Below are 15,998 nucleotides of genomic sequence, written 5' to 3'. Positions count from 1 at the left end.
GATGCGTTCGCCGCGCCGGCTGGCGGCGGACCTGCGCAGTGCCGACGAGCGTGATCTGCCCAGCCGGACCGATGTCGTCGGCCGGGCACTGTCGAACACCATCGGCGGGCCGGTTGGCCGGCATGCGCTGATCGGGCGCACCAGGTTCATGACGCCGCTGCGGGTGATGTTTTTGATCGCCGTGCTGTTCTTGGCCGTGGGCTGGACCACCAAGTCGGCGTGCTTGCAGAGCGCTGGCAGCGGTAGCCCCGACCAGCGGGTGGCGAACTGGGACAACGAGCGCGCGTACTTTCAGCTGTGCTACTCCGACGTGGTGCCGCTGTACACCGCGGAGCTATTGGATCAGGGCAAGTTCCCGTATAAGTCCAGTTGGGTGGAGAAGGACTCGTCGGGCAAGGAGCAGACCCGCTACGACGGACTGCCCGCCGTGCGCTACATGGAATATCCGGTGCTGACCGGGCTGTACCAGTACTCGGCGATGGCCCTGGCGAAGACGTACACGGCGATTACCAAGGTGTTGAAGATCCCGGCGTTGAGCGGGGTCGCCGAGGTGGTGGTGTTCTTCGACATCGTCGCGTTGGGTCTGGCGCTGGCCTGGCTGGCGACGGTGTGGTCCACCGCCGGGCTGGCCGGTCGACGCATCTGGGATGCCGCGTTGGTGGCGGCTTCGCCGCTGGTGATCTTCCAGATCTTCACCAACTTCGACGCGTTGGCGACCGCGTTCGCCGGGGCCGGCCTGTTGGCCTGGGCGCGGCGGCGCCCGACCGCGGCCGGGGTGCTGCTCGGGCTGGGCACCGCCGCCAAGCTGTACCCGGTACTGCTGCTGTTCCCGCTGCTGGTGCTGGGGCTGCGTACCGGTCGGCTGCGGGAGGTCAAACGCACCGTGGTGGCCACCGCGGTCAGCTGGCTGGTGGTGAACCTGCCGGTCTTGCTGTACGCACCGCGGGGCTGGAGTGAATTCTTCCGGCTCAACTCCCGCCGCGGCGACGACATGGATTCGCTCTACAACGTGGTGAGGTCGTTGACCGGCTGGCAGGGCTTCGACGGCGATCTGGGGATGTGGCAGCCCCCGACGGTGCTCAACGGTGTCGTCGCCGCACTGTTCACGCTGTGCTGCATCGGAATCGGCTACATCGCGCTGACCGCGCCACGGCGCCCGCGCGTCGCGCAGTTGGCGTTTCTGGTGGTCGCGGCGTTCCTGTTGACCAACAAAGTCTGGAGTCCGCAGTTCTCGCTGTGGCTGGTGCCGCTGGCGGTGCTGGCCCTGCCGCACCGCCGGCTGCTGCTGGTCTGGATGACCGTCGATGCGCTGGTCTGGGTACCGCGGATGTACTACCTCTACAGCGTCGCGGATCGCAGTCTGCCTGAGCAGTGGTTCACCACCACGGTGTTGCTGCGTGACCTGGCGGTCATGGGGCTGTGCGCACTGGTGATTCGGCAGATCTACCGCCCGCAACAAGATCTGGTGCGCGCCCACGGATGGGCCGACGACCCGGCCGGCGGCGTATTCGATTCCGCACCCGATGCCCCTCCGGACTGGCTGCCGGCCCGGCGGTTCAGCGAGGCTCGACGGAGGAGAGGTGAAGCTGGGAGCGCCGCATGAACCCGGCGGTTCAGCGAGGCTCGACGGAGGAGAGGTGAAGCTGGGAGCGCCGCATGAACCCCGGTTGCGACCCAAGCCGGCGGTTCGGCAAGGGTCGACGCAGGAGAGGTGAAGCTGGGACCGTCGTATATTTGTTCGGTGGCGGCCGGGCCGGGCTCGGCGGCCTACTAGCGGTGCTGGCGGCCGGATTGGTCGCGATGCTGCCCCTCCGGATTCGCAATGGCAAAGTGAACTCCTGGTCCGTCGTTGAGGACTCGAATAGTGGTTCTGCGGCCCGTTATTCGAACTGTGGTTTACGCAGGAGCAAATCTGTCGTGACCTTGCTGTAACCTCGCGAGGGCGATGACTACCGCTCCCCCCTCCCACGGTCCATCCACCCTGCCGATCGCCGTTATCGGGCTGGGTTGTCGGCTTCCCGGCGGCATCGATTCCCCGCAACGATTCTGGGACGCATTGCTGCGCGGCGCCGACGTCATCGACGAAGTACCCGCCGAACGGTGGGACGTCGACAGCTACTACAGCTCCGACCCGGGTACCCCGGGCCGGTCGGTGTCCCGCTGGGGCGGCTTCCTGGACTCCATCGGCGAATTTGATGCCGACTTCTTCGGCATGACCGAGCCGGAGGCTATCGCGGTCGATCCGCAACACCGCCTGTTGCTGGAGACCTCGTGGGAGGCCGTCGAGCACGCCGGAATCGATCCGGCGGCCTTGGCTCGATCGCAGACCGGTGTCTTCGTCGGGCTGACGCACAGCGACTACGAGCTGCTGTCCGCCGAGTGCGGCGCCGCTGAGGGGCCATACGGCTTCACCGCTACCAGCACCGGCTTCGCTTCCGCGCGGGTGTCGCAGGCCTTGGGACTTCACGGGCCGGCGGTCACGGTGGACACGGCGTGTTCCTCGGGCCTGATGGCGGTCCACCAGGCGTGCCGCAGCTTGCAGGTCGGCGAAAGCGAGCTCGCCCTGGCGGGTGGTGTGTCGGTGATGCTCGAACCCCGCCGGTCGGTTGCCGGCTCGCAGCAGGGCATGTTGTCGCCGAGCGGTCACTGCCGGGCCTTCGATGCCGACGCCGACGGATTCGTGGCGGGTGAAGGCTGCGTGGTGTTGCTTCTGAAGCGATTGCCCGAGGCCATCCGCGATCACGACCGCATCCTGGCAGTGCTGCGCGGCAGTGCCGCCAATCAGGACGGCGGCACCGGAACAGCCGCGGCACCGTCGAAGCCGGCGCAGGTCGCGGTGTATCAGGCCGCATTGGCCGCGGCCGGCGTCGAAGCCGCCACGGTGGAGCTGGTTGAAGCACATGGTCTGGGAACGCCGGCCGCGGATCTGACCGAGTATGCGGGCCTGGCCGCGGTCTACGGCACCGACGACCGCTGCTTCTTAGGGTCGGTCAAGACTAACTTCGGGCACTGCCAGTCGGCGTCCGGACCGCTGGGCCTGATGAAGGCGATACTGGCACTGCAGCATGGCACCATCCCACAGCATTTGAATTTCACCCGGCTGCCAGACCAGCTGGCCGGGATAGAGACCAATCTGGTTGTGCCGCTGGAAAACACGACCTGGCCAGCCAGGGCGGGCCATCCGCGTCGGGCTGCGGTCTCGTCGCATGGCCTGTCTGGCACTAACGTGCACCTCATCGTCGAGCAACCACCTGTGCCGGCGGTACCGGACGCGGCCACCGAATCGGCGAAAGAAGGCGGCCGGCAAGCGCCGCTGCTTTTCCCGATATCGGCGAGCTCCGCCGACCAGCTGCGGGTGACCTCTGCTCGGTTGGCGGACTGGGTCGACGAACACGGCCCCGCGATGACTGACACCGGTCTCGCCGATCTCGGCTACACGCTGGCGCGGCGGCGGTCACACCGGCCGGTACGAACGACGGTGGCGGCGAGCAACTTCGGCGAACTCAGCGAGGCACTACGCGAAATCGCCGGCAACGACTCGGCCTATCAGCCGGCCATCGAACCGGATGGCCGCGGGCCGGTGTGGGTGTTCTCCGAGCAAGCTCCCCAGTGGACGAGAATGGCGGTCTTGCTCGCCGAAGAACCGGCCTTCGCGGACGCGATCGCACAGATGGAGCCGGTCGTCGCCGAAGAGTCCGGCTTTTCACTCGCCGAAACCATCGCCGCCGAGCTGCCTCCGACCGAGGTCGAACGAGCGCAGCCGACCCACTTTGCCATCCAGGTCGCACTGGCCGAAGCGATGAAGGCCCATGGGGTTCGGCCGGGCGCCGTCATCGGGCATTCGCTCGGGGAGGCGGCGGCGGCCGTCGTAGCCGGCGGGCTGACCCTGGAGGACGGCCTCCGCGTCGCCTGTCGACGATCGCGGTTGATATCGCGGATCGCCGGAAGCGGCGCCATGGCCACCGTGGAACTGCCTGCGCAGCAAGTGCTGTCGGAGTTGTCTATTCGTGACGTATCCGACGCGGTGCTCGCCGTGGTCGATTCGCCGGTGTCAACGACCATCGGCGGTGATGGAGAGACCGTTCGGGGGCTGGTGGCCGACTGGCAGCAACAGGGAGTTCCGGCGCGTGAGGTGCCGGTCGCGGTCGCCGCGCACTCCCCACAGGTCGAACCGGTCCTCAACGAGCTGGCTCTAGCCCTCGCCGACCTCAAGCCGACTGAGCCCGAGATCCCCTACTACTCAGCGACTTTGTGGTCACCACGGGACCGGCCGTCATTCGACGGCCAGTACTGGGCGGACAACCTGCGTTACATGGCGCGGTTCGCAGCGGCCGTGCAGGCGGCGATCAAGGACGGCTACCGGGTGTTTGGAGAGCTGGCGTCGCACTCACGGTTGGCTGCGGTGCTCGAGCAAAATGCCAGCAGTCTCGATACCACGATTGCTGCGCTGGCGGTCATCCCGGGTGAACACCAACCCTGGAATGGATTGCGCGGGTTGGTCGCCGACTTGCACAACACCGGAACCGCGGTGGACTTCGCTGCGCTTTACCCGTCGGGGACATTGGTGGAAGCGCCACTGCCGAGCTGGAACCATCGCGACCTGATATTCAGCCGGGAGGACGCAGACGCCACCCCGCGCGGCGCGGCGGTGAGAGCAGTACACCCATTGTTGGGAGCCCACGTTCATCTGTTGGAGGAACCCGAACGCCACGTCTGGCAAGGCGAAGTCGGAATTGTGGCGCACCCGTGGCTCGATGATCACCGGGTTCACAACATGGCCATCCTGCCCGGGGCCGCCTACTGCGAGATGGCATTGGCCGCCGCCCGTGCCAGCCTGGGCGAATCCGCCGAGATTCGCGACGTTCGGTTCGAACAGCTGCTGCCCCTAGACGACTGGACATCGGTGTCCTCGGGGGCCGTGGTGATGGCTCCCGGGGTCCTGGACTTCGCGGTGCACACCCGTCAGGGCCGCGACCGTGTCGATTGCGCAACGGCGGTGTTGCAGGCTCGGTCGGATGTTCGCCAACCAGCGGTCCGCGATATCGCCGCGTTGCTGGCAGCTCACCGGGACCGGGTGGACGGTACAGAACTGCGAAAAACGGCCGAACGTAACGGAATTCAATACGGTCCTGCGTTCTCGGGTTTGGTAGCGGTCCGTATCGGCGACGGCCGGCACACCATCGGTGCCACGGCCTTGGCCGAAGTCGCGCTGCCGGGACCGGCCCGCTCCGAGCAGGGGCTCTATGAAATTCATCCGGCCCTCCTCGAAGCGTGCATCATGTCTGCCGTTATGCGGCCCGACGTTCCGCGCGCCGGCGACGGGGAACTGCTGCGGCCGGTTGGCGTGCGCAGCCTGCGCCGCCATCATCTGATCCGAGACGTGCGGTACTGCCTGAGCACAGTGACGGCTGCGCGAGCCGGCGCCTGCGAGGCCGATCTGGAGTTGATGGACGGCTCGGGCAATGTGTTGCTCACCGTCGAAGGTCTGCACTTCGCGGCCGGCCGGTCGGAGATCGAGTCCGATGTCCGCACTCTTGACGAGCGTCTGCTGACCATCGAGTGGGAGCGCCGCGATCAACCGGATGCAGCGTCGACCGATGCGGGCAGCTGGCTGTTGTTGAGCATGGCTGACGCCACAGACACCCTGACCGGCCGCCTCGGTGGGGTGCTCAACGGCGAAGCGGCGCAGTCGCACACGGTTTCGGTGCCGATCGGGCGCGGCGATGTGGCCGCGGGCCTGAACGGAGCGCTCGACGGCCGTGCCGGGATTGTGGTGGTCACCCCGCCGGCACTCAAGGCTGCCAACCCGGCTCAGCGCGGCCGCGACTTCGTGGTTTACCTGTTGGACGTGGTGAGACAGATGGTTGCGCTACCCGGGGAGTCACCGCGGTTGTACGTGGTGACCCGAGACGCCGCCACCGTGCGACCGGGGGACCCGCCCAACCTGGAACAAGCGGGCCTGCGTGGACTGATACGGGTCATCGACTCGGAGTATCCGCACTTGAAGGCCACCCAGATCGATGTAGACGGCAACGCCGCCGAGCATGACGAGGCATTGGCCGACCACCTTGCGGCGCAACTCCAGAGCGGGTCTGACGAGGACGAGACCGCGTGGCGTGACGGCGACTGGTACACCGCGCGGCTGCGCCCCGGACCGCTCGGCCCAACCGATCGGCGGACCACCCTGGTCCAGCACGGCCGAGACTGCCTGCGCCTGCAGCGCAACGACCCGACCGAGCCCGAATCGTGGGAAGCAGTCGCCCACCCCCGGATCGTGCCGGGCAGCGGTCAGATCGAAGTCGCGGTGACGGTCGCCGGAACCAATTGGGCCGCGGCATCTCCCGTCGACTACTCCGCCGTAGAGCCATACCTGCAGCAGCTGGGCGCCGATTTCGCGGGCGTGGTGACGGCCGTAGGCCCTGATGTCACCGGCCACCGAGTGGGCGACCACGTCGGCGGAATTTCTCCCGCCGGCTGTTGGAGCACCTTCATCACCTGCGATGCCCGGCTGGTGGCCACCCTGCCGGCGGAACTGCCGTTGACCGAAGCCGCCGCCTGGCCGACCGCATACGTCACCGCTTGGTACGCGCTCCACGATCTAGCGCGCGTCACATCAGACGACAAGGTGCTGATCCATTGCGCAACCGGCGGCGTCGGTCAGGCCGCGATCGCAATCGCACGGGCGGCAGGATGCCAGATCTTCGCCACAGCAGACAGCCCACGGCGACGACAACAGTTGCACGACATGGGTATTGAGCACGTCTATGACTCCAGCAACCTTGAGTTCGCCGATCGGATACGCCACGACACAGCTGGCTACGGTGTCGACGTAGTGCTCAACTCGCTGTCCGGGGTGGCGCAACGCGTAGGAATCGAACTGTTGAGCTTCGGCGGCCGGTTCATCGAGTTGGGCAAGCAGGACGTCCACGGTGACAGCCGGCTTGGGCTGTTCCCCTTCCGTCGCAATCTGTCGCTGCACGTGGTCGACTTGGCGTTGCTGGCGCACAGCCATCCAGAAACGGTCCAGCGATTGCTGGGCACCGTCTACCGAAATGCAGCTGACGGCAGACTTCCGCAACCGCCCACCACGCACCATTCCTTGCTGGACGCTTCCATCGCCCTAGGCCTGGCTGACGGCGATGATTGCGCGGCAACGGTTTTGCTAGACGTGCCGCAGACCGGTAGCACGGTAGCGGTGGTGCCACCGGCCCAGACCAGGCTCTTCCGGACCGATGGTGCCTACATCGTCACCGGCGGCACTGGTGGAGCCGGGTTGTACCTAGCTGCGGAGATGGCCGCAGCGGGTTGTGGCCGCATCGTGCTGAGTGGCGATTCGGCACCCGACAGGCAAGCGCAACGGGCTATCGAGCGGTTGCGTGCACTGGGCACCGATATTCAGGTGGAATGCGGCGATATCGCGGAGCCGCAGACGGCCGGTCGGCTGGTGGCGGCGGCGACGGCGTCCGGCCTGCCGGTGCGCGGTGTACTGCATGCGGTTGCCACGGCGGGCGAAGCACCGTTGACCGAGATCACCGGACACCTCGTTGACCGCTGCTGGGCGACGAAGGTCTACGGCGCGTGGAACCTGCACCAGTCGTTGCAAGAAGAGGCCGGCGCACAATCGTTGGACTGGTTCTGCGCGTTCTCGTCGACTGCGGCGCTGATCGGGGCGCCGAGCCAGGGCGCCGCCGCGGCAGCCGACAGTTGGTTGGACGCGTTCGGGCGCTGGCGCCAGGCCCAGGGCTTGCCGGCCACCGTGATCGGCTGGGGGCCGTGGGCCGACACCGGAAGCTTCGCTGCGCCCGCCGACGGCGCGCACGCGGCGATCACTTCCGCCGAGGCCGCCCGCGCCTTCCGGGCGGTGCTGAGCTATGGCCGCGCCTACGCCGGATACGCGCCCATCACCCGTGCACCGTGGTTAGCGGCGTTGGCGCACCGCAGCCCGTTCGCCGAAGCGTTCCGGCCGGTGCGCCCAAGCAGTCCCGACGCGCAGCGGTTCCTCGCCGAGCTCAAGGAGCTCCCGCGCGACGAGTGGTTGGGCTCGATACAGCGCCTGGTCTCCGACCAGATCAGTCTGCTGCTGCGTCGTACCGTTGACCCGGACCGGCCGCTACCCGAATATGGCCTGGATTCGTTGGCTAGCTTGGAGTTTCGTACCCGGGTCGAAACGGAGACCGGGGTCCGGGTCGGCCCCGCCCAGCTCACCACGGTGAGTGGCTTGGCGCAGCACGTGTGCGAGCAGCTGGCCGCCCGTATAGAACATGCGGACTCTCCCGGTGGTAGGTAGTTTGAGTCGGCCGGCCGCTGTCCCGAGCCGCCAGCCGAGGTGTTGTTCGCCCGAGAAGAGGAGCAGACGGTGCGTGTAGGGCCATTGGCGTTGGGGACGTTGGCGGACTGGGAGCCCGAGGCCGGTCCAACCGTGGTGTGGCAGCCGTCGGCCGCCGCGCTGGCCGCCGCGCGGCAGGCGCCGGTCAACGCCGTGCCTGCCAGTTACATGCAGGAACAACACATTCGTGGCTACATCGACCAGACTGCCGTCGGACTCGACTACTCGCGCCTGATGGTGCTCAGTTGCGACATGGCGGGCCGCTGCGATCGGCGTGCCATCGACTACATCATCAATGCGCATGTGCGGCGGCACGAAACCTACCGCAGCTGGTTCGAGCACGCCGACGACGGACGCCTCATTCGCCACGTCATCGAGGACCCGGCCGATATCCAGTTTGTCCCGGTGGATCACGGTGAACTGGCGTTGCCGCAGGTACGCGTTCTGTTGAATGAGACGCCCGATCCGTTGCAGTGGGACTGCTTCCGGTTCGGGATCATTCAGGGCAAGAGCCACTTCACGTTCTTCGCCAGCATCGACCACGTGCATGTGGACGCGGCGGTCGCCGGGGTGACGTTGATGGAGCTCTATTTCATGTACAACGCGCTGGTGGCCGGCGGGGCGCCGCTGGAGTTGCCCCCGGCGGGAAACTACAGCGAGTTCTGCGTCCGTCAGCACCAGTTCACCTCTGCGCTCACCCAAGAGTCGCCCGAGATTCAGGCATGGCGAAACTTCGCCGAAAGCAACCACGACAGCCTGCCGGGTTTCCCGCTGCCGCTCGGCGACCCGACGCAGCCGTGCCCGGCGGCCATGGTCACCGCCACCATGCTGGATGAAAGGCAGACCGTCGATTTCGAGTCGGCCTGCACCGACGCGAGCGCCCGTTTCATCGGTGGCGTGTTGGCGTGCTGCGGCTTGGCGCAGCAGGAGTTGACCGGCGATGCGACCTATTACGGACTTACTCCGCGTGACACCCGCAGATCACCGGGGGATGACCTCACCCTGGGCTGGTTCACCGGCCTGATCCCGATCACCGTTCCCGTCGCGGAGTCCTCATTTGCGGACGCCGCCAACGCCGCGCAGGTTTCTTTCGATTCGGGCAGGACTCTGGCGGATGTGCCTTACCAGCGGGTGCGCGAGTTGGTACCCAGCTTGGGCAAACCGCCACCGAATTTTCCCGTCATCAATTTCCTCGACGCCGGGGCCGCCCCGTTGTCGGCGTTGATCGCCGCGGGCCTGGATGACCTGAACATCGGGGTCTACAGCGACGGTCGGTACTCGTATCAGATGTCGCTCTACGTGATCCGGGTTGGAGAGGAGACTGCTGTCACCGCAGTATTCCCCGACAACCCCGAAGCCCACGAATCGGTGGCGCGCTACCTGGCGTTGTTGAAGTCCGTGTTTGAGCGGATTGCCGATCAGGGCCATGGGGAAAAGGTCGCATGAGCCCAGTCCCATTCGCTGCGACATGCACGCCCAGCAGCTGCCGCCGGAGGTGAGCCCATCTTCAGCCGGCTAGGCGACTTCGTCGTGCGGCGCCCGTGGCCGGTGATCGGCTTCTGGGCGTTGCTGGTCGTGTTGCTGCCGCTGTTCGCGCCGTCGCTAACCGATATGGCGCAGCGGCATCCTGTCGCTGTGCTGCCCGCTGAAGCTCCGTCGGTCCAGGCCGCCACCAAGGTCTCCGCCGCCTTTGGCGAGGACGGTTCGGAGAACGTGCTGACCGTTCTGCTCACCGATGAGCAGGGCTTGGATCGAGCCGATGAAAAGGTCTACCGGGCATTGGTGGACCGGCTGCGTCTCGATACCGAAGACGTGGTCATGCTGCAGGACTTTCACACCACGCCGGCGCTGCGGGAGGTGCTCGCCAGCAGTGACGGCAAAGCATGGATTCTGCCGGTGGGGCTGGCCGGCGACTTGGGCACCCCCGAGGCCTACGCGGCATACGTAAGAGTCGCCGAGACGGTCAAGCAGACCGTGGATGGATCGACGCTGACCGCCGACGTCACTGGACCGGCGGCTACCGTCGCCGACCTCACCGACGCCGGAGCGCGGGACCGGTTCGCGATTGAGCTGGCGATCGGCGTCCTGCTGCTGGTCATCTTGGGCGTCATCTACCGCAACCCGCTCACCATGCTGCTGCCCTTGATCACGATCGCCGCATCGATGGTGGCCGCGCAGGCGGCGGTCGCGACGGTGTCCCTGGTGACCGGAATGGCCGTCTCCAATCAGGCCATCGTGATGCTCAGCGCATTGATCGCTGGCGTGGGAACCGACTACGTCGTCTTCCTGGTCAGCCGCTATCACGATTACATCCGGATGGGATCCGGTACTGCCGAGGACTGCCAGCGCGCGGTGCAGTTGGCCCTGGCGTCGATCGGCAAGGTGATTGCCGCGTCCGCAGCGACCGTGGCAGTGACCCTGATGGGGATGGGTTTCGCCAAACTGGGGGTGTTCGCGACGGTCGGCCCGGTGCTGGCGATCGGGATCGCGCTGGCATTTCTTGCTGCGGTGACGTTGCTTCCGGCCATTCTGACGCTGGCCGGGCCGCGCGGATGGGTGGCGCCTCGCCGCGAACGCGCTGCGCGGTTCTGGCGCCGGACCGGCGTGCGGATCGTTCGGCAACCCAAGACGTATCTGATCGGCAGCCTGGCGCTGTTGCTGGCGTTGGGCAGTGGCGCGGGGCTGATCCGGTTCAACTACGACGACCGCAAGCAACTGCCGGATTCCGTCAACAGTTCGGTGGGCTATGCGGCGCTGGACCGGCATTTCCCGGTGAACCAGACGGTCCCGGAGTACCTGCTGGTCCAATCGCCCAACGATCTGCGTACCCCGCGCGCTCTTGCCGACATGGAACAGATGGCGCAACGGATCAGCCAGATCCCTGGTGTGGCCGCTGTGCGTGGCGTCACCCGGCCGGGTGGTGAGTCGCTCGAAGAGGCCAGGGCCACTTATCAAGCCGGTGAGGTCGGGGGCCAGCTGGGTGACGCCGCGGGCTTGATCGCTGAGCGCGATGGTGACCTTGACCGGCTGACCACGGGCTCCAGGAAGCTGGCAAACGGCCTCGGAGATCTGAAGACCGAGGTCAGCCAGTCGCTCGGCAGCGTGCGCAGTCTGGTCGACGCGTTGGCGTATCTGCAGACGCAGTTCGGGGGAAACAAGACATTCGGTGAAATCGACCAGGCAGCAAGGCTGGTCAACAGTATTCGCGCGCTTGGCGACGCTCTGCAGGTGACCTTCGCCGGGCTCGCGTCCAGTTTCGACTGGGTCGATCCCGTGACCGAGTCCCTCGATACCAGCCCGACATGTGATGCCAATCCGATTTGCGGGACGGCGCGAGACGAGTTCCACAAGCTGCAAAACGCCCGTGCCGCAGGCACTCTCGATGAAATCTCCAGCCTGTTTCGTCAGCTGCAGTCTGCGCAGCCCTCGCAGACCTTGTCGTCGGCGGTCAACGGGCTGAGTCGGTCTTTGCAGTCAGCCTCGCAGTCGCTGCATGCGCTCGGATTCGACAATCCTCGCCGGGTGCAGCGGAAGATCATCGAGATGCAGAACGGCACCAACGAGCTCGCCAGCGCCGGTCGTCAGGTGGCCGACGGGGTGCAGCTCCTGGTTGAGCAGACCAAGGAGTTGGGCCTGGGCCTCGACACCGCGTCGGCGTTTCTCATGACGATGGGCCACGACGCTTCCGAACCGTCGATGGCGGGATTCAATGTGCCCCGACAGGTTCTGGCCACGGAGGAGTTCAAGACGTTGGCCCACACCTTCGTCTCGCCCGACGGGCATTCGGTGCGGTACTTCATTCAAACCGATGAAGACCCGTTCAGCACCAAAGCCATGGACCAGGTCAACACCATTCTTGCCACTGCCCAAGCGGCGCAACCCAATACCGTGCTGGCGGACGCCTCGATTTCGATCTCCGGATACCCGGTCACACTGCGTGACATCCGCGACTACTACGACCGGGACATCCGGCTCATCGTCGTCCTGACGACGCTGGTGGTGCTGCTGATCTTGACCGCCCTGCTGCGAGCAGTCGTCGCCCCGATCTATCTGGTGGGCTCGGTGATCATCTCCTACCTGTCGGCGATCGGCCTTGGCGTCTTGGTCTTCCAGGTCATGCTGGGCCAGCAATTACATTGGAGCGTGCCAGGTTTGGCGTTTGTCGTGCTGGTGGCCGTGGGAGCCGACTACAACATGCTGCTCGCGTCCCGATTGCGTGACGAATCACCGCTGGGCGTACGTACCAGCGTCATCCGCACCGTGGGGTCTACCGGCGCGGTGATCACCGCTGCGGGTCTCATTTTCGCTTCTGCCATGTTCGGACTGCTGTTCGCCAGCGTCGGGGCTGTCGTGCAGGGCGGCTTCGTGATCGGAGCCGGCATTCTTGTCGACACGTTTGTGGTGCGCAGTATTACCGTGCCCGCCGCGGCCGCGCTGCTGGGACGGGCGAATTGGTGGCCCGCGCGTCCATGGCTACAACCCCGGCCCGACGATCCGAAACGTCAAACCGCCAGCGGCACTGCGATTGAGACGGTGACCGACGCCTGACGCGATGCGTCAGCCGGTGAATCCGAAGAAGCTGCGAAGCTTGCCGACGGTGTCGTCGACGGCGCTGTTGGTCTCCGGCCCCAGAACCTGCACCACATCCATTCCCGCCGGGCTGACTGAAATCGGCCGGGTGGCGGGGTCGTCATTGCGGGAATACCCGGCGTCGACCTGCGGCTGCAGGAAGGCGTCGAGCTGGTCGACCACGTCGTCGGGCACGCCGGCGAAGCGCAGCGGCATGGTCAGCGGCAGGTGATTGATGGGAATCAGGTAGGACGTTGTCGTCGCGCCCCGGGAGTTGACGGTGGACCGGATGTTCTCCGGCGGTACATCAGCGGGCGTGGTGAAGGCGGCCGGAGTGTGCACAATCGCCGCTCCGAGAAGCGCGTTGGCGACCGACCACACATTGTCGGGACGGTCGGGAAAATCGGCCATGCCGTCGTAGGCGGCGACGATCCGATTGGTGTCGTACTGGCTCTCGACCTCCGGGGGCATGACGTAGTCGTCCAATGGCAGACGGCTACCGGGCGGGAAGAGACCGGAAAGAAAGCTCTTCCCGAAAGCGTGCTTGCCCATGGGGGAGCCGAACGTCGAGAACTGCAGCATGTGTGGCGGCGGCGCACTGGGGTCGTTGGCGAGCCGGACCTGCTCCTTGTCCAGCGCCATGGTCCCCTGCGACAACCCGACCACGGCGGCCGGCTCGGTTCCTCGACGGATCACCGCATCCAGGCTGTCGGTCGCCGCATCCACTGCGGCGGCCACCGTCACGTTGTCGCGTGGGGTGCCCGGCGAGAACATGCTGGGTACCCACCGGAACATCGCACCGGCCGGGTAGTCGATGATGTCCCGCTTCTTGTTCGGGAAATAGCCGGCGCCCGCGCGTCGGGTGTAGTCCGCCCACGGGATGCCGGGCGGACGAGCACCGCCGACCGCGTAGACGACGTCCGCGGTGGCCGCATCGCCCACCGGCGGCGGTGTCGGCGAGGGTGCCGGCGCAACCCAGGGGGTATCGGTCGGACGTGCCGGCGCCGCGGTAGCGGTGCTGGCGCTCAACCCGCCAGCCGAACCGGCAAGCCACACCGCGAGAGCTCCGGCGACCAGTCGTTTCATCGCTAACCCCTTCAACCGTGCAGGCCCGCGTCCGGACCCAACGTCCACCTTCTCACAGTCCTAGAACACCGGCAGTGCATAAGACACCGCCTACGGAGGCCAGCAGCGCGGCGACCTGGCCCGGCCGGCGTTGCCGACCCCACGTGTGCAGCGCTGCCATGAATCCGCGGAAACGTGACCCGGCTCAGCGGTCCATACGGATGAACTGCTGGCTCTGGTACTGCTCGACGCAGGCCGCCCGGCGAACCTTGCCGCTGGTGGTGATGGGAATCGATCCCGGTCCCACCAGCACCACGTCAGCAATGGTCACTCCATGCACTCGGGAGATCGCTGCCTGCACGTCGTTTTTCAGGACGGCCAGCCGCGCTGCGGTGTCCTCGGCGGATTCGCCACGATCCCGAACTTCAATGATGGTGACCAGGGTCTCGTCCTCGTTGACGGGAACCGCAATGGCCGCGACACGACCCCCGCTGATCTCTTGAAGGGTGGCTTCGATGTCCTCGGGGTAGTGGTTGCGCCCGCGGATGATCAGCAGATCCTTCATGCGGCCGACGATGAACAGCTCACCCTCAGAGATGAATCCGAGGTCGCCGGTCCGTAGCCACGGGCCGTTCGGGGTGCCCTCGGACGCCCTGACCAGCGTCGCGGCGAACACCTCCTGGGTCTGTTCCGGCTTGTTCCAGTAGCCGGCAGCGACATTGGCGCCGGCAGTCCAGATCTCGCCCACAGTTCCCGCCGCGCATTCGGCGCACGTTTCGGGGTCCACGATGCGCACCGCAGGCGACTTCGGGACACCGTAGGTGAGCAGGGGTGTGCCCTCTTCGGTGGCAGACCGCTGCGCACTGCCGCGCGTCAACTTCTCCGATTCGAAGTAGACGGTCTGAGGTGGGCATTCCACATCGAGGGTGGCGACGTACAACGTGGCCTCGGCCAGCCCATACGCCGGGTGCAGGGCCCGGGCGCGGAAGTTATAGGGGGCGAATCGGTTGAGAAAGCGCTCCAAAGTCGCGGGATGGACGCGTTCACTACCGCTGACGATGCCCAGCACGTCGCCCAGATCACGTCCGGCCAGGTCCTCGTCGGTGGTCTTTCGCACCGCCAGTTCGAAAGCGAAATTCGGTGCCGCCGAGAACGATCGGGTGTGGCTGGCCATTGCTTGGACCCAGCGCGCCGGACGCTGCAAGAACGCGACCGGACTCGTCAGCTCGCAACGGTAGCCACCCAAGATCGGCGCGATGATGCCCAGGATCAAGCCCAGATCATGGTAGAAGGGCAGCCACGACACGATCGTGGTGTCGGGCGGTGCCACCCCGTTGAACTCCGGGAAGTAGCCCGCCATGAACTGCCGGAAGTTCACCTGAAGGTTGCGATGCGAAACCATCACGCCAGCCGGAAGCCGGGTCGAACCCGACGTGTACTGCAGATAAGCCACACCGCCGGAGTCGACAGGTTGCGTACCCATGGCCACACTGGCGTCCAAGTCCAAGGCGTCGACTTCGACGACGGTTGCCGTGGCGTCGGCCCCGGATTCCCGGACATACTCAGCGACGAGATCTGCCGCCCCGGTCGTGGTCAAGACGACGGTGGGAGCGGTGTCGGTGAGAACGGCGCTGACCCGCTCGTCGTGCGCGCCGGGATGCGGGACCGGCAGCGGCACGGCGATGAATCCCGCTTGGATCGCGCCCAGGAAGCCTGCGATGTAACCGAGGCCTTGCGGGGCCAGGATCACCGCACGGTCCCCGGCAGACCCGTGCCGCTGGAGTTCCTTGGCGACATTGAGCGCGCGCCGATACATCTGTGACCACGACAGCGTCTCGGCGACACCATCCCAGTTCTGGTCGTAATCGGTGTAGGTGTACGCGGCCTCGTCTGGGGCGAGGGAGGCGCGTTCGCGCAATAAAGTTAATAGCGAAACATCAGACATGGCGGTGAGGCTACCGTCACAATGCGACATCTGCTGGGCAACGTCGCACGGTTAGTACCTTGTACCTCAATTTCGCCGCGGCACGGGTGGTCC

General features: G+C 66.2%; 6 protein-coding genes. 4 read left to right on the top strand and 2 right to left on the bottom strand.

Features of this window, described 5'->3' with window-relative positions; all coding sequences use genetic code 11:
- Position 1: 1 nt before the first annotated feature.
- From NM962_17315 to NM962_17300, 4 genes are all read left to right on the top strand, one after another.
- Positions 2-1,603, top strand: a complete 1,602-nt coding sequence (locus NM962_17315) for a glycosyltransferase family 87 protein (protein UVO14800.1) — start codon at positions 2-4, stop codon at positions 1,601-1,603.
- Positions 1,604-1,945: 342 nt separating this feature from the next.
- The gene (locus NM962_17310) at positions 1,946-8,287 is read left to right on the top strand and encodes an SDR family NAD(P)-dependent oxidoreductase (protein ID UVO11681.1); all 6,342 of its coding nucleotides are present in this window, start codon (positions 1,946-1,948) and stop codon (positions 8,285-8,287) included.
- Between the two features lie 69 nt (positions 8,288-8,356).
- Positions 8,357-9,772, top strand: coding sequence for a condensation domain-containing protein (locus NM962_17305; protein UVO11680.1), 1,416 nt, complete (start codon positions 8,357-8,359; stop codon positions 9,770-9,772).
- A gap of 102 nt (positions 9,773-9,874) precedes the next feature.
- The gene (locus NM962_17300) at positions 9,875-12,874 is read left to right on the top strand and encodes an MMPL family transporter (protein ID UVO14799.1); all 3,000 of its coding nucleotides are present in this window, start codon (positions 9,875-9,877) and stop codon (positions 12,872-12,874) included.
- A 9-nt stretch (positions 12,875-12,883) separates the two neighbouring features.
- On the opposite strand, the gene NM962_17295 is transcribed toward NM962_17300, so the two are convergent.
- Positions 12,884-13,981, bottom strand: a complete 1,098-nt coding sequence (locus tag NM962_17295) for a PE-PPE domain-containing protein (protein ID UVO11679.1) — start codon at positions 13,979-13,981, stop codon at positions 12,884-12,886.
- Between the two features lie 184 nt (positions 13,982-14,165).
- Positions 14,166-15,905, bottom strand: a complete 1,740-nt coding sequence (locus NM962_17290; protein UVO11678.1) for an AMP-binding protein — start codon at positions 15,903-15,905, stop codon at positions 14,166-14,168.
- Positions 15,906-15,998: the final 93 nt, after the last annotated feature.

Origin of the sequence: Mycobacterium sp. SVM_VP21 (assembly GCA_024758765.1) — a bacterium.
Classification (GTDB): domain Bacteria; phylum Actinomycetota; class Actinomycetes; order Mycobacteriales; family Mycobacteriaceae; genus Mycobacterium; species Mycobacterium heraklionense_C.
This window is presented reverse-complemented; position numbering and strand designations above follow the sequence as displayed.